This is a genomic window from Mucilaginibacter metallidurans, from assembly GCF_003286435.2.
Taxonomy (GTDB): domain Bacteria; phylum Bacteroidota; class Bacteroidia; order Sphingobacteriales; family Sphingobacteriaceae; genus Mucilaginibacter; species Mucilaginibacter gossypii.
On record NZ_CP043449.1, the window covers coordinates 6895628 to 6920690 of the forward strand.

The following is a 25063-nucleotide window of genomic DNA, read 5'->3' on the forward strand; positions in this document are numbered from 1 at the left end:
CAAATAAACGCAAAAACCTGTATCACAAGTATAAACTATCCGCCTTTTCAAACAATTTTTTATTGCATTCGGTGGCACCTAAAGAATAATTGAATCGCGAAAGCGCATACAGCAATGGCAGCTTGGCCGGCGCTATTTCATTTTGCTGCAGATCGTTGAGCCAGTCGGCCCCGTCAAACTCTGCCCGGTATTTTTTTTCGAGGCGATCATAGATCCGGTAGGCATCATCATAGCTAAGCCACTCCGGTTTGATGTACAGACCGGTGAGGTCGCCCATTTTTTTTCGTTCCTCCGCTTCTGCAGTATCGGCGCTGCCAAATACAAAATAAAAATACAACCACAGGGCCAGGCCAATGGCCCCGATTAACAAAGCGGTTGAATCCCTTTCGCTAAAAAAAAAGATGAAAGCAATAAAGGCTATGATCACCGAAAACATGCGGGCGTAGCCTGCAATGATGCTTTGATGGTTGAGCGGAATATTAAACCCATTGCGGCTTCGCCAGGCCGACCGGGTTACCAGCATGGAGCTGGTTGGGAACAGCGGAATGCCAATAACCACAAATTTGGTCTCTATCCACTGCCCGTTAACCTCATGCACTTTGCCCAAAAACAATGATCCTATTAACATATCAGGTATAATTTAGTCGCGTTATTATAAAACACAACTTATAAAAGTGCTTTTAAACAAATGTTAAATATTTATTAAAAACTAAATATTAACAAACGGCACCCCAATTACCTGTTGTTTCTTATTTTACAAATAAGAAAATCAAACTTAATTAACTAAAAAATGTTAACTGTAAAAACAAATACATAAACACTACTATGAAAAAGTTAAGTTTAATTGCAATGATGGCCCTGGCGGCATTATCATTCCAGGCCTGTAAAGGCGGAGCAAAAAGCGGCAGCGGCGATAGCACAGCAGCTGCAACAACTGACACTGCCGACAGTGCCAACAAAGTAAAAGACACAACTACTACCGGTGCTACAGGCATTGCCGTTACCGCCGATGATGCAAAATTTGCAACCGAAGCGGCCAATGCCGGCTTAGCCGAAGTTGCTGTTGGCCAGTTGGCCAGCGAAAAGGCAACCAATGCCAAAGTAAAAGATTTTGCTAAAATGATGGTTACTGACCACAGTAAAGCAAACGACGAACTAATGGCCATAGCCAAAACTAAAAACATTACCCTGCCATCGGCACCTGATGATGAGCACCAGAAAATGAAAGCCGACCTGGCAGCCAAAACAGGCGCTGATTTTGACAAGGACTATGTTGATGCTATGGTTAAAGGCCATAAAAAAGTTGAATCATTGTTTGAAGATGCTTCAAAAAACTGCAAAGATGCCGACCTTAAAGCCTTTGCAGCTAAAACATTACCTGTTATCCAGCACCATTTAGCCGAAATTGAAGCTATTCAAAAAGGCATGAAGTAATCAGCTATTGATTAATTCAAGACAGAAAAAGGGAGATGTAACAATCTCCCTTTTTCTGTTTAATTCCCTTGTACAGGTGTAGCTAAAACGATACTTTTAACACAGCAAAATCTACTTTAATATGTCGAAACCAATAGTAACCGGCCTCATGGCCTATGGAATGTCGGGACGGATTTTTCATGCCCCGTTTTTAACTACCAATCCGGGCTTTACTTTTAAGGCCGTGGTTGAGCGCCATGAAAAAAAAGCCGGCAAAAAATACCCTGATGTGATCAGCTATGATAGCATCGACCAACTGCTTAATGACGAGGAAATAGAGCTCATCATCGTTAATACCCCTAACAATACTCATTTTGATTATGCTGTACAAGCTCTGAATGCAGGTAAACATGTACTGATTGAAAAGCCCGCAGCTGTAACTTCAAGCGAAGTGAAAGCGCTGTATGATCTGGGTAAAAAGCTTGATTTGAAAGTGATGATCTACCAAAACCGCCGTTATGACAGCGGTTTCCTTTCGGTAAAGGAGGTGATTGAAAGCGGCAGGTTAGGGGAGCTTATTGAAGTTCATTTCAGGCTGGACAGGTACCGCATGGCCATCGGTGCAAAACAATTTAAAGAAACAGCGGGCGTTCCGGGCGGTGGCCTTACCTATGATCTGGGCGCGCATTTGGTTGATAATGCCATCAGTATCTTTGGCAGGCCATTGAGCTATGAAAAAACAACCGCTGCATTCAGGCCAAACTCGCAGGTTGATGATTATTTCAATATCCACCTTAAATATCCTAATCAACTTAATGTATATCTAACCTCGGGCTTGCTCATTGCCGAGCATACTTATGGCTTTGTGGTACATGGAACATTAGGCAGCTTTGTAAAAATGCGTACCGATGTTCAGGAAGCACAGCTTGATGCCGACATGATGCCTACCGACGAAGGTTTTGGCATCGAACCCGAAGGCAGCGACGGTAAACTGGTGCTCATGGGGGCCGACGGGCAGAAGACCGTGGAGTGGATAAAGTCACCCAAAGGTAATTATAATGGCATATTTGATGCTGTATATCATACCGTGCGCGAAAATGCGTTATTCCCGGTAACCGAGGAGCATGTTGCATGGCAAATTGAATTGCTTGAAAGCTAAAAATGTTGTAACTATGCTTATTAAATGCTAATTAAAATAATGAAGAAACTGTATTTACTGCTTTGTCTGATTATTGCCGCCGGGTGCAGCCAGGCACAAACGCCACCTGCTAATTCCGGCTTGCCGCCATATCACATCCTCACTACAGACAGTGTCTACGTTACTCCTGCCAACCTGAAAAAAAACAAACCGGTAATGGTGATCTATTTTTCGCCCGATTGCAGCCATTGCCAGCACCTGATGTATGATCTGAAACCCGAGCTGCCCAAATTAAAAAATGTACAGATAGTGATGATCACTTTTATGCCTATGCTTAAAGGGATCCAAACTTTCCAGCGCGATTTTGACCTGGCTAAATACCATAACATCACCATCGGCACCGAAGGCTACACCTACCTGGTACAAAAATTTTATAGTGTACAAACAACTCCATATATCGCTATTTATGATAAGTACGGCAAATTATTTCAAACTTATCCCAAAGTACCTAAGATCCCGGTGTTGATGGAAACGATTAAAAAAGTATAAAGTAGCTAACTTATAGCTCATGCCGGTTAACGCAACGTTAACCGGCTTTTTTTGTTTAACGTCCCCTCAGGATCTCTCGCAGTCTGAGTTACCCCACAAAACTGTTTTGTCGTTTAATCAGCAAGGTGTGTTGTTTTGCCCCGCTGGGGCACAGGATATTTTTATAACTTTTCATGCTACAAACCTTTTGCACCCCTGGTGCACTTGCCTTTAAGTACATCTCAATTAATGTTGTTTAATAAAATATACAAATCCCCAGAGGGGAAAGGTTTGTAGAAAATGGCCCACCCCCTTATCCGAACCCCAGAGGGGTTCAACTTACTTAAACTCGCAGCGGCTATAAGAAGATCATAAAGCAATCAACAAAATCAAAACCAATCAACGGTACCGATTTCGCTTCATAATAGTTACCTTTGCGGCCAATATTTAAGTTGACGATGAAGAATACCGCATTAACCGATATCCACGTAAAAGCCGGTGCCAAAATGGTTCCATTTGCCGGTTACAACATGCCCGTTCAATACACAGGCATTAACGCCGAACACGAAACCGTGCGCAAGGCCGTTGGTGTTTTTGACGTAAGCCACATGGGCGAATTCATTTTAAAAGGAGAGAACGCGCTTGATCTGATTCAGCGGGTAACCAGTAACGATGCCTCAAAATTATACGATGGCAAAGTGCAGTACTCATGCCTGCCGAATGAAAACGGCGGTATTGTTGACGATCTGCTGGTTTACCGGATCGACGAAAAAACCTACATGCTGGTGGTTAATGCATCAAATATTGAAAAAGACTGGAACTGGATCTCCAAATACAATACCAAGGGCGTAGATATGAAAAACATATCCGACCGTACATCACTGCTGGCTATCCAGGGTCCCAAAGCTGCCGAAGCTTTACAAACCCTAACTGAGGTTGATCTGGTATCCATGGAATACTACACCTTTAAAAAAGGAACTTTTGCGGGTGTTGACAATGTATTGATATCAGCTACAGGCTATACCGGTGCAGGCGGCTTCGAGATCTATTTTGAAAACCAATACGCGGAGCAGATCTGGGATGCAATTTTCAAAGCCGGCGAGCCTTTTGGTATTAAGCCAATTGGTTTAGGCGCACGTGATACCTTACGTTTGGAAATGGGTTTCTGCCTATATGGTAACGACATTGATGATAACACCTCACCGCTTGAAGCAGGTTTGGGTTGGGTTACCAAATTCAACAAAGAATTCACTAATGCTGAAGCATTACAGGCACAAAAACAAGCTGGTGTAAACCGCAAACTGGTAGGTTTTGAAATGATAGACCGCGGCATCCCCCGCCATGATTATGTGATAGTTGATGCCGATGGCAACACCATAGGTAAAGTAACTTCAGGCACACAATCACCATCATTACAAAAAGCTATTGGTATGGGCTATGTAGATACCGCTTTCGCCAAAGAAGGCACCGAGATCTACATCAGCATCAGAGATAATAAAATTAAAGCGCAGATTGTAAAACCTCCGTTTTATAAAGCCCTCTAACCCCCTAAAGGGGGAACTACCTTCAAAGTTTTCTAAATTAATTAAACACAAATGTCTGAAAATACAATTACTCTAACTCCCCCTTCAGGGGGCCGGGGGGCACACGTTTGCCTAACGCCTGCATTACTGCCACTGTTTAATGTGGAAGATTATATTGTAGTGGTTATTGATATTTTCAGGGCAACATCATCTATATGTTATGGTATTGAAAACGGTGCTGAGGCTATTATACCGGTATCACAAGTTGAGGAGTGTGCCGCGTATAGAGAGAAAGGGCTGGATTACCTTCTTGCCGCCGAGCGCGACGGATCGGTAGTTGATGGTTTTGATTTTGGCAACTCGCCATTTTCATATACCAAAGAAAAGGTGGCCGGTAAAACAATAGTGTTAACCACTACCAACGGCACACATGCACTGCATTTATCGCGCAGCGCAAAAAAAATTGTTATTGGTTCGTTCCTGAACCTTACCGCTTTAAGCAACTGGCTTAATACCCAAAACGAAAATGTGTTGCTGGTGTGTGCCGGCTGGAAAAACAATTTCAATTTGGAGGATACCCTGTTTGCCGGTGCTGTAATTGAGCAGTTAGAAGATAAAGGATTTTTACTGGACGATGCAGCCTTAGCCGCTAACGATCTTTTCCAGGTTGGGAAAAACGATATCAATGGTTATCTCAAAAAAACATCGCACGGCGAGCGCCTGAAAAAATTAGGCATCGAAAAAGATATCGAGTTTTGTTTACAGGTTGATTTAACTACCGCCATTCCTGTTTTGGAAGGGGAGAAACTGGTGAAGTTGGCTGTGTATTAAAAAACGTCATTGCGAGGCACGAAGCAATCCCAAACGATACAGGGCGGACCTGCCAATAGGCGATTGTTTCGTGCCTTACAGCAAAAATAGAAGTCGTTGATGCCTCGAAAGAGCCGGCGTAAGTAAGCTCCCCCTTTAGGGGGCGGGGGGGGCAGCAAACTCCACAAGCGCCTTTTCAATCCTGCTGATGGTTTCTTCTTTACCGAGCAGGGCAACAATATCAAATACATGCGGCCCAAACTTACCACCAACCAGCATAATGCGGAACGGCAGCATCACATCACCAACTTTTAAGCCTTTTTCTTCGGCAAGTGCTTTGAATTTAGCTTCCAGGTCATGAGCTTCAATAGCTGCTTCGTTAGTTAGCAAAGCAATGAACGCGTGATAAAACGCTGTTTTGGCATCAGTCCATTTAGGTTTTACCGCGTTAAGGTCATACTCCTTAGGCTGCTCAAAAAAGAAACCTGCCTGCTGGTAAAAATCAGGAAGTAATACAACGCGATCTTTGATTAAAGTGATAACCTTAGTCAGGTATTCATTGTCGTTAACAGTAACACCCTTATCAGCAAATACTTTTATAACATCTGACTTCAGACTTTCGACTTCAGACCTCTTAATCCACTCGGCATTGAACCATTTGGCTTTCTCAAAATCAAACTTGGCGCCCGATTTGTTAACGCGCTCTATCGAGAATTTTTCTATCAATTCGTCAAGCGTAAAAATCTCCTGCTCGGTACCGTCGTTCCAGCCTAAAGTTGCTAACAGGTTCAGGAAAGCTTCCGGTAAAAAACCTAATTCACGGAAACCCGGCGTCAACTCGCCTGTTTTTGCATCAAACCAGTTCATGGCATACACCGGGAAACCAAGTCGGGCTCCATCACGTTTGCTCAATTTACCATGTCCATCCGGTTTCAAAATCAACGGCAAGTGTGCCCATTGGGGCATGTCGGCCTTCCAGCCCAGGTATTCCCAAAGCAGCAAATGTACTGGGGCCGAAGGCAGCCACTCTTCGCCGCGAAATGCGTGCGTGATCTTCATCAGGTAATCATCAACCACAACGGCCAGGTGGTAAGTAGGCATGCCATCGGCTTTTAATAACACTTTATCATCAACCAGGCCGGTTTCAAAGCTCACATATCCGCGAATCATATCATTGAAACTCACGGTTTCACCCTCCGGCATTTTAATGCGGATCACATGAGGTGTACCTGCATCAAGCAAGGCATCAACCTCATGCTGAGGTAACGAAAGCGAGTTTCTTAAGGTATGGCGATAGGCCAGGCCGTACTGAAAATTAGGGATCTCCTTTCGGTTTTTGTCCAGCTCTTCGGCGGTATCAAAGGCATAATAAGCATGGCCTTCCATAACCAGGCGTTCGGCATATTCGCGGTAAAGTGGTTTACGTTCACTTTGGCGATATGGCGCGTAAGGACCGCCGGCAACCGGGCTTTCGTCGGGGTGAAGGCCGCACCATTTAAGGCAGTCTAAAATATATTCTTCGGCACCTTCCACGTAGCGGGTTTGGTCGGTATCCTCAATTCGCAAAACAAAATCGCCCCCATGCTTTTTGGCGAATAAATAATTGAACAACACGGTGCGCACGCCGCCAAGGTGCAAACCACCTGTAGGGCTCGGCGCAAAACGGACTCTTACTTTTTTATCGGTCATGATGGGGGCAAAGATAGGTTATTAAGCGCAAAGCTTATAGTTCATAGATCATGGTTCATGGCATTATAAAAGAAATGGCGCTGCTATGAACGATGATCCATCAACTATGAACTACTAACAAAAATTATATTTTACAAAGCAATTTTACGTTATTTGGGCTGTGCCCAGCATGAACCCATATCAACAAAAAAAACGTTGGAAATATTTGCTCCTTGCCTTTGCAGTGGTAATTGCCAGCGGTTCGTTATTTTACACCAGCTACCTGGTAAAAAACATTGCCCGTTCTGAGCGTACCCGTGCCCAGGTTTGGGCCATAAGTATGCGCCAGATTCTTGCCTCAGATGATAATGACTTTTTAAACTATGTAATAGCCGTGCGCGATAGCCTTACCGTACCCGCCATTGTAACTGATGGAAAAGGCGAAATAGTTTTACAGCGTGGTTTAGACACTACAAAGACTTTTATTAAGCTGGAAGCCGAAAACAACAAGAGGAAAAAGTACGATCCGGCTTACTTTAAAGAAGAGCTCGCCTATATGAAGGGTCAGCATCCTCCTATTAAGCTCCAGGTTTTGGGCGAAGAAAACTTTGTTTACTATAAAGATTCGCCGCTGCTAACACAGCTACGCCTATTCCCTTATATTCAGCTTACCGTAATTGCTATATTTTTATTAATGGCGTATACAGCCTTCAGTTCATCGCGTAAATCAGAGCAGGACCAGGTTTGGGTTGGTTTAGCCAAAGAAACTGCTCATCAGTTGGGTACGCCTATATCATCGCTTATTGCATGGATTGAGCTGATGAAGGAGAAATTTAATGCCGAAGACGATGTGCTGGTGGCCGAAATGGAGAATGACGTAAAGCGCCTTGAAATTGTAGCTGACCGTTTTTCAAAGATTGGCTCCAAACCGGTATTGGACGAGCACGGAGTTTATGCCGTGGTGAAAGATTTTGTTGATTATTTTAAGGTACGTGTCAGCAAAAACATCAGCTTTGAAATGACGGGTAATCCGCACCTCAAGGCCGGGCTCAATATTCCGCTATTTGACTGGGTATTGGAAAATTTGCTGAAGAATGCTGTCAATGCCATTGAGGGTAAGGGAAGCATTAAGGTTGAGATTAGCGGCAATAAAGTTAAAAACCAGATTTTTATTGATGTTACAGATACCGGCAAAGGCATCTCCCGTTCTAAATTTGATACCGTTTTCCAACCTGGGTATACCACCCGTAAACGCGGCTGGGGATTAGGCTTGTCGCTCACCAAACGTATAATAGAGAATTACCATAACGGGCAGATCTTTGTGAAAGATTCGGAAATAGGTAAAGGAACAACCTTCAGGATAGTATTAAAAAACACGCGCAATGATAACAAAACCAAAACCAGGTGATTATTCGCCATTTGCAGCGGGATATGTGGGCCTTGTTGGCGACAATGATGTAATTAACATGCTTGAACAGCAAATGGACAGCAGTTACCAGCTATTCAGTAATTTAACCGACGAGCAGGGACTATATGCTTATGCGCCCGGCAAATGGACAGTTAAGCAGGCATTGGGCCATATGATAGATACCGAACGTACCTTTGCCTATCGTGCCCTCGTGTTTTCGCGCAATCATATCGAACTGCCGGGTTTTGACCAGGATATTTATGTTAACAATACCGATTTCAACAGTCAAAATATAAAAGACCTTGCCGAAGAGTTCCGTGCATTGCGCCAGGCAAACCTTTATATGATTAAAGCATTCAGCGATGAGCAGCTAAATCGTAACGGTATTGCCAGCAACCATTTGTTTACCGTTGCAGCATTTGTATTTATGCTGGCCGGGCATGAGCGCCATCATTTAAATTTATTTAAAGAGCGGTACGGAATAGGATAAGATATTTATATCGCACATCGTAAGGCCGTTAAATATAAAGACTTACGAAGTTTTTAAAACTTCGTAAGTCTGAGCTTCGCGATTTGCGAGGGTAAAAGAGAAGCTGTAGCTGTTTTCTTATTTTTCTTTGTACAATTCTTCTTTATCCAACACTTCTCTTTTTTCGATGCGGTATGATAAAAACAAGCCTGCCCCTCCAAAAATAGCGATCAATGCTACGTATAAAAAGAAAACATCATCGTCAAAACTATTGAATATGCCACGGTTTAAAACGTAGGCCAAAAATAGCCCGATACCCGAACCAATAAGCAGTAAGCCCCATTTTAAATTTTGGTAAGGAGCCGATTGCGGTTTATAACTCCTCGGATCCATGTTTCGTTCAATCATAGCTAATTTCTCCCGTTTGTTTAAGTAAACGATCCCGAAGATCATTGCGAATAAGCTGAGGGGTATTATAATTCCTGCTAATACGCCCAATTCACCTGCGCCCATAATATTTGTTTTTTTAATTAAGTTAATATTGTTTTTCTCTCTGTAAATACGCCATTGCGGTGTATTTGTAAGCTATGACCACATGTTTTTTAAACAGGTTACACCTTGATTAAAAAAAAATTATTGCTGCTCCCTTTAGGAGGGCGGAGGGCATTTATTAACTTTGCCTTAATGATAAGTGCGGCTACTCCTTTTAGCCTGCTGGGGCAGGATCTTTTATTATTACCACAAAAAGCTATTTACTGGCAGCAGCAAAGCGCTTTGATAATTGCCGATGTGCATTTGGGCAAAGTGGGCCATTTCCGTAAAGCCGGCATAGCAATACCAAGGGATATGGAGCAAAGTGACCTGGCCGTACTTTCCGATCTTATTTATGAACACAAGCCGGAAAAGTTAGTTTTTTTGGGCGATCTGTTCCACAGCGATATGAATAACGATTGGGATTGGTTTATCCTTTGGCGCAGCCAGTTCCCCGCGTTACAGATCATCCTGGTCCGCGGCAATCATGATATCATTGCAGATAAGCATTATCATAACCTGAATATCGAACTGCACGACGAACTGTTGATCGGCCCCTTCCTCATGATGCACCATCCGCTTGCCAACGACCAGGACGAAAAAGCAGGTTATGTTTTTTGCGGGCATATCCATCCGGGGGTAAACTTAAGCGGCCGGGCACGTCAAAGCATTACATTGCCTTGCTTTGCCTTTGGCAATAAACAGGGAATTTTACCATCCTTCGGAAAATTTACCGGGCGGGTGGCTATCCGTAGCCTTCAAAACGACAGGATCTTTGCCGTTTTGAAAGATAAAGTTGTGGCTATAGCCTGATTTTCATCTACAAAATGCGCTATATTCATCAATTTCCCTGTCATCGTATTGTATTTGGATGTTGAATACCAGGACATTATTTTAGATTGATTCTAAATAGCTTTTTGGTCTCCAATAAGCCAAAACCTCTTCTATGTTTTGTTATTTAATAAATACTTTTGCCTAATAAATCCAATTCATAATGAGCGAATTCAAACAAACCTTAAACTCGTCGCTGGGCAAAAAGCTGATCATGGCTTTAACAGGCTTGTTTCTGTGTACCTTTTTAATTGTGCACGTAGGCGGCAACCTGCTGTTGTTTAACAACGATAACGGTTTCAGTTTTAACGTGTATGCCAACTTCCTTACGCATTTTCCGCCTATTGAAGTTATTGCATACCTGTTGTACCTTTCCATTTTAGTGCATGCACTATACGGTTTGATCCTGACTGTCAAGAACCGTAAAGCCCGCCCTGTACGCTATGCGGTAGCGGCAAAATCTGATGCCTCATGGTCATCAAAAAACATGGGCCTGCTTGGTTCAGTCCTGTTCCTGTTCATCGTTATCCACATGGGCGATTTCTGGTTTCGTTACCACAACGACAAAACCATGGGCTTTAAAGAGTACCGTACCGATCTGGCAACCGGCGAAACCAAAGTTAGCGATTACACCCCGGCCAATGCCGAATTCAGCCACTCGGTATCAACCGAAAACAATGTGGAAGTTGTAAGGGTAAAAGACCTGCACGCGCGTGTTGCTTACAGTTTCAGCAACATTATCTACGTTATATTTTACGTAATAGCCATGGGCGCTGTAGCATTTCACTTGTTACATGGTTTCCAGAGCGCGTTCCGTACGCTGGGCTGGGTACACCGTAAATATACACCGGTAGTTTACTTTATTGGTACATGGCTGTTTGCGGTTATCATTCCGCTGCTTTTTGCCGCCATGCCGGTTTATTATTACTATTTATCAACCCAGGGAGCTCACTAAGTTTAGCTGGCCAAAAGCCACAAACATAAATACAAAGAAGAGATGACATTAGATGCTAAAATTCCTCAAGGCCCATTAGCCGAAAAATGGAGCAAGCATAAATTTGATCTGAAGCTGGTTAACCCCGCCAATAAGCGTAAATACGATATCATTATTGTAGGTACCGGTTTGGCAGGCGCTTCGGCAGCTGCCACTTTAGGCGAGCTGGGTTACAACGTTAAGGCATTTTGTTTCCAGGACAGCCCACGCCGTGCACACTCTATTGCTGCACAGGGTGGTATCAATGCCGCTAAAAACTATCAGAATGACGGTGACAGCGTTTTCCGTTTATTTTACGATACCATTAAAGGTGGTGATTACCGCGCCCGCGAAGCCAACGTTCACCGTTTGGCCGAAGTTTCGGTAAACATCATTGACCAGTGCGTTGCGCAAGGTGTACCTTTCGCCCGCGAATACGGCGGCTTGCTGGATAACCGTTCATTCGGAGGCTCGCAGGTGTCGCGTACATTTTACGCGAGGGGACAAACAGGACAGCAGCTTTTATTGGGTGCTTACTCTGCCCTTAACCGCCAGATCCATGCCGGTAAAGTGAAAATGTACACCCGTCACGAAATGCTTGACGTGGTAACTATAGATGGCCATGCCAAAGGTATTGTTACCCGTAACATGCTTACCGGCGCTATCGATACGCATGCCGGCCATGCGGTATTATTATGTACCGGTGGTTACAGCAACGTATTCTACCTGTCAACAAACGCAATCGGCTCAAATGTAACGGCAGCCTGGAGGGCACACAAACGTGGTGCTTTCTTCGGTAACCCTTGTTATACTCAAATTCACCCAACCTGTATCCCGGTAACCGGCGATCACCAGTCTAAGCTTACGTTGATGTCTGAATCACTGCGTAACGACGGTAGGGTATGGGCTCCTAAAACCGCTGAAATTGCTGAGCAGCTACGCAAAGGCACATTAAAAGCAGACCAGGTTAAAGAAGATGACCGCGATTACTTCCTTGAGCGTAAATATCCGGCTTTCGGTAACCTTGTTCCGCGCGACGTGGCCTCACGTAACGCTAAGGAAATGGTTGAAGAGGGCAAAGGTGTAGGCGGCTCTGGCTTCGCGGTATTTCTTGACTTTGCTGACGCGATTAAACGCCTGGGCGAAGAAACCGTTAAGGCCAAATACGGTAACCTGTTTGATATGTACTACCAGATCACCAACGAAAATCCGTATAAGCAACCAATGCGTATTTACCCTGCGGTTCACTATACAATGGGCGGCCTTTGGGTTGACTATAACCTGAGCACAACCGTACCTGGTTTGTATGCTTTGGGCGAGTGCAACTTCTCCGATCACGGTGCTAACCGTCTTGGTGCATCTGCACTGATGCAGGGTTTATCTGATGGTTACTTTGTGATCCCTTATACACTTGGCGATTACCTGGCTAAGATCGGCCCTAAAAAGGTTGATACCAACCACCCGGCGTTTGAAAAAACCAAGCAGGACGTAATTGCCCACGTAAACAAATTGCTGTCATTAAAAGGAACTAAAACCACTAACGAATACCACCGCGAGCTTGGCCACATTATGTGGGAATATTGCGGTATGGCCCGTACCGAAGAAGGCCTGAAAAAAGCCAAAGGTTTGATCCAGGCATTGAAAGCCGATTTCTGGAAAAACGCTATCGTAACCGGTGAAAACGAAGAAGTAAACGCTTCGTTAGAGAGAGCTGGTCGCGTGGCCGATTTCATTGAACTTGGCGAGCTGATGATCGACGACGCTTTAATGCGTAAAGAATCATGCGGTGGCCACTTCAGGGTTGAATCACAAACCCCAGATGGTGAAGCGCTCCGCGATGACGAAAACTTTGCGTTTGTTGCAGCCTGGGAGTTTAAAGGCGAAAACCAACCGGAAGAATTGCATAAGGAACAGCTGACATTTGAAGCAGTTCATTTATCACAACGTAATTACGCATAGTGAATGGTTGATTAGTGATAGGTTATTTAAGTTAAAACCACTCACCCAATCAACTACTCACTCAATCAACAAAAACAACGATAACTCAAATCTAAAACAAAGATGAGTAACGGAAATATGAACCTGACGCTTAAAGTATGGCGTCAAAAAAATGCTCAAACCGCGGGTAAATTCGTAAGCTACAAAGCCGAAAATATTTCGCCCGACATGTCGTTCCTTGAAATGCTCGACGTGGTTAACGAAAGCCTGACCCACAAAGGCGATGAGCCAATTAACTTTGACCACGACTGCCGCGAAGGTATTTGCGGTATGTGTTCATTATATATCAATGGTCACCCGCACGGGCCAAAACGCGGTATCACTACCTGCCAGCTGCACATGCGTACCTTCCACGATGGTGAAACTATCACCATTGAGCCATGGCGCGCGGAAGCATTCCCTATCGTAAAAGATTTAGCGGTTGACCGCTCTGCATTTGACAGGATCCAGCAAGCTGGTGGTTATGTTTCAGTGAACACCGGTGGTGTACCTGATGGTAATGCTATCCCAATCCCCAAAGTTATTGCTGATGAAGCTTTTAACTCGGCTACCTGTATTGGCTGCGGAGCCTGCGTTGCTGCCTGTAAAAATGCCTCGGCTATGTTGTTCGTATCGGCTAAGATCACTCAGTTGGGCTTGTTACCTCAAGGTCAGCCGGAGCGCTATCGTCGTGTACAATCAATGGTTGCCCAAATGGACGAAGAAGGTTTTGGCAGCTGTACCAACACCGGTGCCTGCGAAGCCGAGTGCCCTAAGGAAATTAAATTGACTAACATTGCCCGTATGAACAATGACTATTTTAGCGCGAAACTGTTCAGGGAAGAAGAAGTACATGAGCAAGGTCATTAATTGCCCCCCTGTTAGGATATAGTAAACGGCCCGGCTTAACCGGGCCGTTTTATGTTTTATTCAGAAGATGTTAAAACGGCTTGATAAAATGAGGTAATAAAAACGCTCCTGGGTTTTTGGGGAATAAGCACACAAATTTTTTTATCCGGCTTAAAACTAAGAAACTGTTTAAATATCGACGCATATCGTTTACAGGTAAATAAAACTTCATTGCCGTTGGTTTTAACCAACGGAATAAAGCAATAAGAGGGCTTCAGCCCAAATCCACTTGCATAATTAGGCTAAAGCCAGGAGTTTTCGGCTCTTAATCCGTTGGTTAAAACCAACGGCAATTAATATTCTTCATTCTTAAACAGCTTCTTAGAACTCAAGATTTTCGGCTTATTCCTCTCCCACAAGCTTAAATACCATCCCATCCATATCTTCAGAGATCCTGATCTGGCAGGCCAGTCTGCTTGCAGGTGGAGCGTAGGGTAGCGTATCCAATACGTCGAGCTCGGTATCCGTAGCAGTAAAATATTCCTCGGGCCCTTCTATCACCTGTACGTGACAGGTGGCACAAAGCGCCATACCACCGCAGGTGGCCAGTATATCGTACTCAGATGCCTTCAGTACTTCCATCAGGCTCAGGTTTATACCTTCCGGAATTTCAACGGCCCTGCTGCCTCCGTCGCGGTCAATTATGGTTAAATTTATCATGGCTAAAATGCGCTTACACCGTAAACGGTGGTGTATTTAAAACTCAGTTTTTGCTCGGGGTAAACATATTTGAAAGCACTTTGGGCCATTAAAGCACTTTCATGAAAACCGCAGAGTATCAGCTTAAGCTTACCCGGGTAGGTATTGATATCGCCAATGGCATAAATGCGCTCAATATTGGTGCTGTAATCAACTGTATTTACGGCGATGGCTGATCTGTCGATATTCAATCCCCAGTCGGCAATAGGGCCGAGTTTGGGGCTAAGGCCAAATAAAGGAATGAGATGATCAGCTTCAATATGGCTTACCTGCTGGTCCCGGTCAAGCAGGGTGACCTCCTGCAAACGATCATCGCCGGTTAAGGCAACTACATTTGATTTAAGGACCAGGTCGATCTTGCCTTCCCTGGCCAGTTCAAATACTTTTTCGGCACTATCGGGCGCTCCGCGGAAAGTATCCCCCCGATGGACCAGGGTAACCCGCTCGGCTACATTGCTCAGAAAAACAGCCCAGTCCAGGGCAGAATCGCCGCCACCTGCAAGCACCACTTTTTTATCTCGAAAATGTTCGGGGTTTTTCACCATATAGGCTACTCCTTTTCCCTCAAAATCTGTAAGGCGGTCAATTTCTGGTTTGCGGGGTTCAAAACAGCCAAGGCCGCCGGCAATTACTACTACCTGGCAATGAACGGTTGTACCGTCGTTGGTTATGATATTATAAGATCCGTCATCATTGCGTTGCAGGTTTTCTACCCGCTCGCCCAAACTAAAGGTGGGGTGAAAGGGGGCTATCTGCAGCATCAAATTATCCACCAGTTGCTGTGCGGTAACATCAGGATAACCGGGAATATCATAAATAGGTTTATGCGGATAAATTTCGGAAAGCTGGCCGCCAACCTGTGGCAGCACATCGATAAGATGGCAGCGCATTTTTAGCAGCCCGGCTTCAAAAACAGCAAATAAACCAACAGGTCCCGCGCCTATAATGCAGATATCGGTAGTAATTTTTTCCATGTATGATCGCCTTTGATTCAGCAATCAAATTTGCCGCTAAACTAACTGGCAATCAAATGATATAAAGTAATACAAGATTACTTTAAGTTATAATTGGCAAGGCAAAAACGCTTAAATAACTCTATCAGTTTGCTGTGTTTGCCATGCAATTGTATGAACTGAAAAGTGCGGAAAATCTCTAATCCTTTAACATCAATAATGGTGAGCTCGTTGTATTTTAACTCGCTTACTACCGATTGGATGGAGAGAAATGTCGCTGTTTCTGAGTATAAAAGGTATTGTTTTATAGCGATACTGCTCTCCAGTTGAATCTCGATGTTCAGGTCTTTAGGGTTGATTTGCACGGCGGCCAGGGCATTGAAGATAACATCCAGGGTGCCCGATCCGGCTTCCCTTAAAACCAACGGGATAGCGGGTAAATGTTTGGGAGTGATCTCGGTCTTTTTGGATAACTTATTGTTAGCACTGGTTACCAGTACAATTTCATCTTTAATAAAATCGGTATAGGATAATTGCGGCGAATGGGCAGCCCCCTCTACAATGGCAATATCTATTTTTTCGGCAAGTACCAGCTGCGAGATCTGATCGGTATTGGCCTGGATAAAATTGAAAGTAACCTTGGGATATGTTTTTTTAAACATAGCCAGAAGCTTGGGCAAAATAGTTTGCGCCACGGTGGTACTGGCCCCTATGTGCAGCGTACCGGCCTCCAGGTTATTAAGCTGAGCCAGTTCAGTTTCCAGGTCGGTATAGGTTTGAAAAATTTTCTCAGCGTATTTTTCAAGGGTCTTGCCGGCAGTGGTAAGGGAAATATTATTGCCGTTTCGTTTAAACAACTGTACGCTGAGTTGTTGCTCCAGTTCCTTGATATGTTTGGTGACCGCCGGCTGGGTGATAAATAACTCGGATGCAGCTTTGGTAAAGCTTAACCGTTGTGCAACCGTATAAAAAACCTTCAGCCTGAAGTCAAATATCATTGGGCCAATTTAGGAATAAATACTTTTTATTCAGCATGGCACTACGAGCGAAGCGTGGCAACCGCATACTATACAGTGCGAATATGCATTGGCTGCGAGATTGCAACGCTTCGCTTACAGCAATGACATAAAGTTATGTCAATGTATCTATTTAATTTGTAGCCAATTGTGGGCTGGCATGCTTGCGTTTCAGGATCAAAGCTGCTATCAGCGCAATCACCAGGCCAACGGGCAGTATCTCCATATAAGTAAGCACGATTACGCCGAAGGGGCTTTTGTACATATTAACATAACCAGCCATGCTTGCTTCCTGTTGCTTAAGTTCGGCGGCCGTAGCACCATGGGCTTTGGCTTCCCGTAAAACATGGGCGACGTATTTGGTCATAAAATCGGGGTAAAAGTTATAGAACTCTATTAACCACACAATCACATAAACTGTTGAGGTGATCAATACAATGTAAAGGCCGATCATAAAAGCTTTGCCGAAACTAATTATGCCTTCGTTGTATTTGTCGCGGTAATTTTTGATGGCTACAAATATCAGCGAAAACGCCAGCAACATGGAGCCATAGCCCACCCACATGTTGCCCTGAAAGTTGGGGTTGTTATAGCAAAGGGCCCCTGAAATTCCCCCGGTAGCGGCGATGATGAGGCCGGAGATTGATCCAAAAACAAATACATTCTTTTTCATATCGTTTATATTTTGATAGAACAAATTTGGCTTGTCAGAAACTTTTCGGGCTCATACTTTAGGGTGATTTTGAAAAATATGCTGCCATTAGTACTAAAGTATGAAGCGGGTTAAGGAATAATGCTGAGCCGCTTCCCCATTTCAACAGCCTGGGTGCGGCGCTTAACCTCCATTTTTTCAAACACCTTTGCCGAATGTGTTTTGATGGTATTCAACGATACAAATAAACGCTCTGAAATTTCCTGGTTACTTAACCCTTCGGCCATTAATTGCAAAACATCAAGCTCGCGTTTGCTGAGGCCAAGCTTTTCCACCTCTGTCTGGTTAATGATAAATTCAGGCCCGTTATTTACATAAACCTGTTTTTCTACAACAACTGTTTTGGGTTTGGTAAGTTTAAGTGCCAGCCAAATTCCTAATACGGTAAAAAATACTGCTATGGCACCCATGTAAATTTCATAGGCATTATCAACAATGATCAGTTTAAGCTCAAGCCATTTCAGCAAAAACAACAGCAGTGCAAGTGCTACCGCGTACAGTATGGTATGTTTGTTTTTTACCAATAAATTAGAAGCCATGTTATGATCACCGATTTATCTTAAAATTAGGATTATTTAAGATAAGCAGAAAAGCACACAAAACAAAAAAGCGGAAAAACATCCCGCTCTTAAATTTATAATCTGTAAAGGAGCTCCCCTTAACCCTGAAAGCCCTGGTTTCGTTTATTCATCAGCTTTAGCCGCGTCTTTCTTAGCTTTTTTATCGGCTTTTAATTTTGCATAGGCTTTTTGTTGTTCGGGGGTGAAAATCTTGTTTAAGCCGGCGGTAGCGCGTTGTTTAATCTTTTGATCGGCCAGGTGACTGGTTTTTTTATCCTGTTTCAGTTTTTTCAGGCTATCGATACTTGTTGCCTGGGCAAGCAGGATAACGTTCACTTTTTTTGCCTGGTCGGCAGTAAGTTTTAAGTTTTTTTGCAGGTGCTCGGTTTTGTTGGCCGCTTTTTGAGCGGGCGTTTTTTCAACCTTTTGTTGTGCGTTGGCTGCGTAGTTTAGTCCGCAGGCAAGGGTCAGCAGCATCAGTAGTTTTTTCATATTTTTTTATTTTTTGCAGATAATTAATTTATTGACAATATAGATGAGTTTTGGTTTAAATGGGTATGCGTATAAGTTTCTTTGACAATTAAATTAAACCAATGGGTTTTTTCATGGTCACACTAAGGCAAAAGTTAAATTTTTAATTTAATAACCCGGATACTATGAAAAAGGCTGTTAAGTACTGGTGTGGCTTTGTTATGTTGTTGTGTTTGTTTACCGTATTTACTGCCTTTTTGCCGGGCTATCCTAATGCAAGTTTAAAATTTCCCTATAAGCAGGCGGGTTTAACACCCGAACAGGCCGCGGCTCATTTACTGAGCCGTTTTACTTATGGGGCAACCCCGGGCGAAGTAGAAGAAGTAGCCAAAATCGGCCCCGAAAAGTGGTTTGTCCAACAATTGGATGCCCAACTCCCGGATGATTCCCTTAATCAACTGTTAAATAAATATGATGCCTTAAAACTGAGCAATACAGAAGTTGTTGCCCAATACCCCAAAGGCGCGCAGGTTTTGCGAATGGCTGTAAGGGACGGTATAGTTAACAAAGATTCGGTAAAAACAGATCGCAAAGCTTATCGCGATCAGTTGCAAAACTACATGCAGCAAAACGGATTAAAGCCCGAGCAGGAGCTGTTACGCCAATTCATCAACCAAAAAATATTAAGAGCTGCTTACAGCAATAATCAATTACAGGAAGTAATGACCAGTTTCTGGTTCAATCATTTCAATGTATCTATAGTGAAAAATGACTGTTCGCAATATATCCCCGCTTATGAGCGCGATGTGATCCGTCCGAATGCCCTTGGCAAATTTAATGATTTGTTATTGGCCACTGCCAAATCGCCGGCCATGTTATATTACCTGGATAATTTTAGCAGTTCGGGGAATAAGGACAATATGGAGCAAGGTAACAGGCCGATCCGCCGCCGGCTGATGCAGCAAATGCAGGGTGCGGATACAGGTCGTTTTGCCAATATGCCCAAACTAAACAAAGCAAAAAAAGCACAGGGGCTTAATGAAAATTACGCCCGCGAGGTAATGGAACTGCATACCCTTGGCGTTGACGGCGGCTATACCCAGCAGGATGTTACCCAGGCGGCTAAAGTACTTACCGGCTGGTCGGTTTATCCAATGGGCACTTACGGACAAGCGGGCCAAAAACTCATGAACCGTATTGGGGATGAAAAACTGGAAAGCCGCGGTTTTGTACATGAGGGCGATTTTCTGTTTAACCCGAACAAACATGATAATGGCGAAAAGACGGTATTAGGCCATCATTTTGCTGCCGGAGGCGGGTATGAGGAGGGTGTGCAACTGCTTAATATGCTGGCACATCAACAAGCTACGGCAAGGTTTATATCAAAGAAAATAGCCGTGCGCTTTGTGAACGATAACCCGCCGCAGAGCCTTATTGATAAAATGGCCCGTACCTTTATGAAAACGGATGGTGATATTAAACAGGTACTGATCACCATGGTTGATGCGCCTGAATTTTGGAGCGCGGCAGCCGTAAGGGAAAAAACAAAATCGCCTTTTGAACTGGCCATAGGCTCCGTGCGTTCATTGCATGCCGATATTACCCAACCTTACCAATTATTTAACTGGATCAATAAAATGGGCGAAAAAATGTACTATTACCAGGCCCCAACCGGCTTCCCCGATAAAGGCCAATACTGGATCAATACCGGCGCGTTGCTTAACCGTATGAATTTTGGTTTGGCGCTGGCATCGGGCCGGATCCCCGGCGTAAAGGTTGACCTTGTTGCACTTAATAACCATCACGAACCCGAAAGCGCACAAGCGGCGCTCATTACCTATAGTAAAATTATTATGCCGGGCCGTAAGCTTGATGAAACTATTAAACGGCTTACACCTATGCTTAACGATCCCAAACTTATGGAAAAGGTTGACAAAGCCAGCGCTAAAACTCCTGCAGCAACCGCAGCACCAGTGGCTGCCAGCGATGAGATGATGGATCAGCAGGCGGGTTTAAAAGGTAAACGGAAAAATAATTTTATAGCGATGCAAGGCACCTCCGGTAATAATTCTATGCTGGCGCAGGTGGTTGGCGTTATCATTGGTTCACCCGAATATCAGAGGCGTTAATAACAGGAGGATTTAAAAATGGTGTCAAGAAGAGGCTTTTTAAAATCGGGCGGACTGGCCCTTTTAGGCGTAGGATTACTGGGCGGCATACCCGGTTTTTTAGCTGAGGCAGCCGCAAGCGAAAAAATCTCATCGCCTTATAAAAAGAAAAAAACGCTGGTATGTATCTTTCAGCGGGGAGCTATGGATGGCCTGATGGCCGTTACTCCGTTTACTGACGATTATTTGAAAGCTGCCCGGCCAAACCTGTTCATGTCGGCTGCCAAAAGTGGCACGGGTAATCCGCTGATAGACCTGGACGGGCGTTTTGGTTTGCACCCTGCCATGAAGGCCTTTGAACCCATGTTCCGCGAAAAACGTTTGGGCATTGTTCATGGCATAGGCTCACCCAATAATACCCGTTCGCATTTTGATGCGCAGGATTATATGGAATCGGGCACTCCATTCAATAAAGGTACCTCAAGCGGCTGGCTTAACCGGGCTGTAGGTTTGCTTGGGCATGATGCGCTTACCCCTTTTACGGCCGTGAGCATGACATCGGCCATGCCACGTTCTTTTTATGGCGACAACCCCTCGGTAGCCATCAGCAATTTGCAGGATTTTGCCATTCAAATGCGAGGCAACCCTGCCGGAGCCAATATCGCGGCAAAAAGTTTTGAGGATCTGTATGATCAAACCGCATCAGGCTTACTGAAGCAAACCGGAAAGGAAAGTTTTGAGGCGATGAAAATGCTGCAGAAAACCGATGTTAAAAATTATACACCGGCCAATGGCGCTGTTTACCCCAACTCGGCATTGGGCAATTCGCTGAAACAAATAGCCCAGCTCATCAAAATGGATGTGGGACTGGAAGTTGCCTTTGCCGAATCGAACGGTTGGGATACCCACTTTAACCAGGGAACCGAAAACGGCATCTTCGCCCGTAATGTTGCCGACCTAAGCAACAGCATAATGGCCCTGTGGACCGACCTGGGCACCTACCAGGACGATGTTACCGTAATGACCATGACCGAGTTTGGCCGTACCGTACATCAAAACGGGACTGGTGGTACCGATCATGGTCGTGCCTCATGTAACTTTATTTTAGGTAATGATGTAAGCGGCGGTTTAGTGTATGGCGATGTAAAGCCGCTCGCCGTTGAAAACCTTGAAGATGGCCGCGACCTTGCCGTAACTACCGACTTTAGAAGTGTGTTCAGCTCAGTAGCTGATAAGCATCTTGCGATAAATAATGATCATATACTGTTTCCCGACTGGAAAGGGGATAGGGTGAATGTAATGAAGGGATAAAAGCGGGCTGCCGCGGTTTTAGCGATAGCCTAACCCACGATTGAATGAGCTGAAGTTTCTAACTTCAGCTCATTCAGACCGAAGTTGGGCGATAACGTAAATCGGCCTAAAACCGGGCAAGCATTTTGCTTGCGAAAGCAACAGCTTTTAGCCATAAAAAATGGTGGTGCTGTTTTGTCAGTACTTTTTTTCCAAAACCTTTCAGGTTTATTTTTGCTCAAAAAATATCAAAAAATCAGTAGCATAAAAGCCTTAGAAAAAACACTGTTGAAACATTAATTTTATATTCTTTGAAGTTTTAATCATTGATTGTCAATTATTTGGCGATGTTTCACTAAGAATGTTAAAGCATTGATTATCAGTGATAATGGTGTTTTAATGCGTTTCGTGTTTCACTCTTAAAATTTGGAACATCATGTTGTTTCTGAAAAAAGGGCCTGGGTGTTTTTTTAATTTTTTATGGGGAATTAAAATTTTGGGACACCACATTTGTTACAATCAATTCGCATGCAACGCATCTACCGCTTTGATACATATCGACTAAAAACTGAATCAATTTTGATAACAGCTGTTTATGGTTTGTATCTAAATTTGTTTAAATCGATATATCTATGAAAAAAATTGCCTGGCTGTTATGTTTCCTGTTACCTGGCCTCGCGGTTTCGGCCCAACAAATTAAGGGGAGCTATGCTATTAAAAATGAGCAAACCGGGATGCTGTTACGGGTTAAAGACGCACATTCAGAAAATGGTACCCCGCTGGTTGCTTACTATCCCGAAAACTGGAAATGCATGACCTGGAATTTTAAACATGTTGCAGGGAATACCTATCAGCTTCAGAATTTGCTTACCAACAAAACATTTCAGCCTAAGGGCGACGCTGATGTAAACGTAGCTTTAGAGGAACAACCGCTTAACGCGAACAGCGCCAATCAGCAATATGAGTTTGAGGCAATAGATCATGATACTTTCATGATTAAACTGAAAGGGACAGACTTATACATTACTCCTTCTGATAAAAAGGGGGCAGTTAACTCACAGATAGTTTTAGCTAAAAAGACAAATACAAAAGACCAGTATTGGGATATTTACGAACAATCGCCTACCATGTGATTCACCATCTGAAGATGCTGTGCTAACCGGTAATATTACAGCAAGGCCTGAAATAGGATTCTGCAACGGTACCTGCCCAAAACAGTGCGTTAATCGGCCGTAAATATAAGATTCAGCGAAACTGCTATCTCGTCGGTAACAATTGTGTTTTTTACCGCCGAAAAGAAGTCCCATGCTTCCCGTTTGGGCTGCATATCGATTTTCCATTTAAGGCGGTCGATTGTTGTATTTGCCTTAGCGCTGATGATATCGTTCTTTTTAATGACAGCCGCCATAAATTCAATGGGATTGCTGATCCCTTTTATGGTAAGGACGCCGGTGACTTTAAAGTTGGTTGACTGGCCAACGCGTGTAATTTCTTTAACAACCATGGTTGCTTCCGGGTACCGGTCTACTGCAAAAAAGCCCTCTTTTTTCAATTCTTCATCTACCTTTTTATTCCCGGCCGCATCGGCATGATCGGTATTGTGCATGGTATTCATATTCAAGCTAAAGGTGCCGTTTTTTGGTTCACCGCCAGCCGTATACTCCAGGCTGCCCGATTTAAAAAGCAGATAGCCGTAATGGCCGCCCATGGTTTTGCGGGTATCCCATAAAACTTTACTTTTTTTAATATCTAAATGGTAGGTTTGCTGCGCAGCGGCCGGGAGCAGGGCCATAGATAGCAACAGGATAATTGCGTGTTTTCTTAACATACATAAGTGATTTATTTGGCAAACCTACTCAGCTTCAGCGCGTTTGTTATTGCCGATATTGTAAATAAAATTGTAAACTTTGTAAATTAAATCTCCAGGAATATGGCCGGTTCCAAACTACCAATGAATAAGACAACCAAACGCTTGCTGGGGCTTGGTTCCCTGCTGCTCATGACCCTTTTATGTGTTGCTTTCAGCTTTACCGGTAAGAATGACTTTGATATGGCCCGGCAGGAAATTCTGCTCCGGAAAATTGGGCATGAGGTGCTATTATATTCGGGTGATAGTACATCTCGGGTGATGCCGGTACAAAAGATTGCTGAAAATGAGTACGAGTTACGGTTTGAAAATGAATTTTCTTTTCAGCCCGATTCGCTCGAAAAAGCAATCGGCAGCGCGCTGGCAAAGGACAACCTGGCTAACGACTATATTGTGAATGTTTTAAATTGTGGAGGGAGCAGTGTTATATTTGGCTATGCTATATTCAAAAATAAAAAGGACAACATAATGCCCTGCTCGGGGCGGAAACAACCTAAAAGCTGCTACGTGATCAACCTCAAATTCAAAAGCCAGGGATGGGGTGCACCTCAAAAAGGATATTTAATTGGCGGGATACCTTTATTGGCGTTTATCGGGCTTGTAATTTCAATGTCGGGAAAAGGCCGGAAAAATACAGTTGTAAACAGCTCTGCCCCGGATAATAGTTTTAAAATAGGTAATATTATATTTAACCCGGCCAGGCGGCAGTTGCACAGCGCCGGAATGATTACCGAGCTCACCTTAAAAGAAAATAAACTGCTGCTCATCTTTGCCCGGTCGCCAAATGAGATCATTGAAAGGAGCAGGCTTCAAAAAGAGATTTGGGAAGATGAGGGCGTAATTGTTGGCCGGAGCCTTGACATGTTCATATCAAAACTGCGAAAAAAACTGGAGCATGATCCGGCCATTAAACTGGTGAATATACACGGTAAGGGATATAAGCTGGAAATCAACGGGTAATTCTTTTGTAACTATAAGCTTCGCTGTATATCTGTACAGATAATCCACTGTCTAAATACAATAACGTGATTTTTATAAATGATTTGCGGCGACGATAAACGTTATCAAGCTTTCCGTCAAAAAAATAGCCGATTTATCGCATCCAGGTAAATTTCGATACGATTTTGAAAGGCTCTTCCTTAATTCACTATTTTTGGATGCCGGCCAGCTTTACTTGTGGACATAATGAACATCTAAAGAAAAGCTTAA

At 43.8% G+C, this 25063-nt stretch carries 26 protein-coding genes; 16 read left to right on the forward strand and 10 right to left on the reverse strand.

The features are described 5' to 3' along the window. Positions 1–22 precede the first annotated feature (22 nt). A complete protein-coding gene (locus DIU38_RS29690) occupies positions 23–628 on the reverse strand; it encodes a hypothetical protein (RefSeq protein ID WP_090530639.1) in 606 nt (201 codons plus the stop codon). 197 nt (positions 629–825) lie between these two features. On the opposite strand from DIU38_RS29690, the gene DIU38_RS29695 reads away from it, so the two are divergent. From DIU38_RS29695 to DIU38_RS29715, 5 genes are all read left to right on the forward strand, one after another. Further along, complete coding sequence (locus DIU38_RS29695) at positions 826–1434, forward strand: DUF4142 domain-containing protein (RefSeq protein WP_090530637.1); 609 nt, start codon at positions 826–828, stop codon at positions 1432–1434. 121 nt (positions 1435–1555) lie between these two features. Next, positions 1556–2572: a Gfo/Idh/MocA family oxidoreductase gene (locus DIU38_RS29700; RefSeq protein ID WP_112651156.1), complete on the forward strand. Its 1017-nt coding sequence runs from the start codon at positions 1556–1558 to the stop codon at positions 2570–2572. Between the two features lie 39 nt (positions 2573–2611). Then, entirely contained in the window at positions 2612–3100 is a 489-nt protein-coding gene (locus DIU38_RS29705; RefSeq protein ID WP_167516314.1) for a TlpA family protein disulfide reductase, read from the forward strand. Positions 3101–3537: 437 nt separating this feature from the next. Continuing rightward, positions 3538–4623 (forward strand): glycine cleavage system aminomethyltransferase GcvT, encoded by a 1086-nt coding sequence (gene gcvT, locus DIU38_RS29710; protein WP_112651152.1) that lies wholly within the window; start codon positions 3538–3540, stop codon positions 4621–4623. Between the two features lie 51 nt (positions 4624–4674). Continuing rightward, complete coding sequence (locus DIU38_RS29715; protein ID WP_112651150.1) at positions 4675–5433, forward strand: 2-phosphosulfolactate phosphatase; 759 nt, start codon at positions 4675–4677, stop codon at positions 5431–5433. 135 nt (positions 5434–5568) lie between these two features. Here the strand turns inward: DIU38_RS29715 and gltX are convergent, their stop codons facing one another. Further along, positions 5569–7101, reverse strand: coding sequence for a glutamate--tRNA ligase (gltX, locus tag DIU38_RS29720; protein WP_112651148.1), 1533 nt, complete (start codon positions 7099–7101; stop codon positions 5569–5571). Positions 7102–7270: 169 nt separating this feature from the next. On the opposite strand from gltX, the gene DIU38_RS29725 reads away from it, so the two are divergent. Both DIU38_RS29725 and DIU38_RS29730 read left to right on the forward strand, forming a co-directional pair. Next, positions 7271–8488 (forward strand): sensor histidine kinase, encoded by a 1218-nt coding sequence (locus tag DIU38_RS29725; RefSeq protein WP_112651146.1) that lies wholly within the window; start codon positions 7271–7273, stop codon positions 8486–8488. Beyond that, complete coding sequence (locus tag DIU38_RS29730; protein WP_243770625.1) at positions 8463–8978, forward strand: DinB family protein; 516 nt, start codon at positions 8463–8465, stop codon at positions 8976–8978. The genes DIU38_RS29725 and DIU38_RS29730 overlap by 26 nt, the downstream gene beginning before the upstream one ends. A 117-nt stretch (positions 8979–9095) precedes the next feature. On the opposite strand, the gene DIU38_RS29735 is transcribed toward DIU38_RS29730, so the two are convergent. Next, positions 9096–9470, reverse strand: a complete 375-nt coding sequence (locus DIU38_RS29735) for a DUF6249 domain-containing protein (protein ID WP_090530618.1) — start codon at positions 9468–9470, stop codon at positions 9096–9098. A 105-nt stretch (positions 9471–9575) separates the two neighbouring features. On the opposite strand from DIU38_RS29735, the gene pdeM reads away from it, so the two are divergent. The 4 genes from pdeM (at position 9576) to DIU38_RS29755 (ending at position 14139) form a co-directional block, all read left to right on the forward strand. Continuing rightward, a complete protein-coding gene (gene pdeM / locus DIU38_RS29740; RefSeq protein ID WP_243770624.1) occupies positions 9576–10301 on the forward strand; it encodes a ligase-associated DNA damage response endonuclease PdeM in 726 nt (241 codons plus the stop codon). Positions 10302–10482: 181 nt separating this feature from the next. Further along, positions 10483–11274, forward strand: coding sequence for a succinate dehydrogenase cytochrome b subunit (locus DIU38_RS29745; protein WP_090530615.1), 792 nt, complete (start codon positions 10483–10485; stop codon positions 11272–11274). A 42-nt stretch (positions 11275–11316) separates the two neighbouring features. After that, a complete protein-coding gene (locus DIU38_RS29750) occupies positions 11317–13251 on the forward strand; it encodes a fumarate reductase/succinate dehydrogenase flavoprotein subunit (protein ID WP_091167595.1) in 1935 nt (644 codons plus the stop codon). A 102-nt stretch (positions 13252–13353) separates the two neighbouring features. Continuing rightward, a complete protein-coding gene (locus DIU38_RS29755; protein WP_091167597.1) occupies positions 13354–14139 on the forward strand; it encodes a succinate dehydrogenase/fumarate reductase iron-sulfur subunit in 786 nt (261 codons plus the stop codon). A 381-nt stretch (positions 14140–14520) separates the two neighbouring features. Here the strand turns inward: DIU38_RS29755 and DIU38_RS29760 are convergent, their stop codons facing one another. From DIU38_RS29760 to DIU38_RS29785, 6 genes are all read right to left on the reverse strand, one after another. Continuing rightward, positions 14521–14838 (reverse strand): 2Fe-2S iron-sulfur cluster-binding protein, encoded by a 318-nt coding sequence (locus tag DIU38_RS29760; RefSeq protein WP_091167599.1) that lies wholly within the window; start codon positions 14836–14838, stop codon positions 14521–14523. Between the two features lie 2 nt (positions 14839–14840). Further along, entirely contained in the window at positions 14841–15851 is a 1011-nt protein-coding gene (locus DIU38_RS29765; RefSeq protein WP_112651142.1) for an NAD(P)/FAD-dependent oxidoreductase, read from the reverse strand. A gap of 77 nt (positions 15852–15928) precedes the next feature. After that, entirely contained in the window at positions 15929–16828 is a 900-nt protein-coding gene (locus DIU38_RS29770) for a LysR substrate-binding domain-containing protein (RefSeq protein WP_243770623.1), read from the reverse strand. Between the two features lie 151 nt (positions 16829–16979). Next, the gene (locus tag DIU38_RS29775) at positions 16980–17519 is read right to left on the reverse strand and encodes a DUF4199 domain-containing protein (RefSeq protein ID WP_112651140.1); all 540 of its coding nucleotides are present in this window, start codon (positions 17517–17519) and stop codon (positions 16980–16982) included. Positions 17520–17629: 110 nt separating this feature from the next. Beyond that, a complete protein-coding gene (locus DIU38_RS29780; protein ID WP_112651138.1) occupies positions 17630–18097 on the reverse strand; it encodes a response regulator transcription factor in 468 nt (155 codons plus the stop codon). Between the two features lie 144 nt (positions 18098–18241). Further along, positions 18242–18610, reverse strand: a complete 369-nt coding sequence (locus DIU38_RS29785) for a hypothetical protein (RefSeq protein WP_112651136.1) — start codon at positions 18608–18610, stop codon at positions 18242–18244. Positions 18611–18774: 164 nt separating this feature from the next. Between DIU38_RS29785 and DIU38_RS29790 the strand changes: the two genes are divergently transcribed. The 4 genes from DIU38_RS29790 (at position 18775) to DIU38_RS29805 (ending at position 23120) form a co-directional block, all read left to right on the forward strand. Beyond that, the gene (locus tag DIU38_RS29790; RefSeq protein ID WP_112651134.1) at positions 18775–20718 is read left to right on the forward strand and encodes a DUF1800 domain-containing protein; all 1944 of its coding nucleotides are present in this window, start codon (positions 18775–18777) and stop codon (positions 20716–20718) included. Positions 20719–20736: 18 nt separating this feature from the next. Then, complete coding sequence (locus DIU38_RS29795; RefSeq protein WP_112651132.1) at positions 20737–22008, forward strand: DUF1501 domain-containing protein; 1272 nt, start codon at positions 20737–20739, stop codon at positions 22006–22008. An 84-nt stretch (positions 22009–22092) separates the two neighbouring features. Beyond that, positions 22093–22287, forward strand: coding sequence for a hypothetical protein (locus tag DIU38_RS29800; RefSeq protein WP_112651130.1), 195 nt, complete (start codon positions 22093–22095; stop codon positions 22285–22287). A gap of 332 nt (positions 22288–22619) precedes the next feature. Further along, positions 22620–23120 carry an RICIN domain-containing protein gene (locus DIU38_RS29805; RefSeq protein ID WP_112651128.1) on the forward strand — a complete coding sequence of 167 codons (501 nt, stop codon included), beginning with the start codon at positions 22620–22622 and terminating at the stop codon, positions 23118–23120. A gap of 89 nt (positions 23121–23209) precedes the next feature. Here DIU38_RS29805 and DIU38_RS29810 read toward each other — a convergent pair whose 3' ends face one another. Continuing rightward, positions 23210–23815, reverse strand: a complete 606-nt coding sequence (locus tag DIU38_RS29810) for a YceI family protein (RefSeq protein ID WP_112651126.1) — start codon at positions 23813–23815, stop codon at positions 23210–23212. A gap of 123 nt (positions 23816–23938) precedes the next feature. Here DIU38_RS29810 and DIU38_RS29815 point away from each other — a divergent pair, with 123 nt between their 5' ends. After that, positions 23939–24814, forward strand: coding sequence for a winged helix-turn-helix domain-containing protein (locus DIU38_RS29815; RefSeq protein WP_243770622.1), 876 nt, complete (start codon positions 23939–23941; stop codon positions 24812–24814). The last annotated feature ends 249 nt before the right edge of the window (positions 24815–25063 follow it).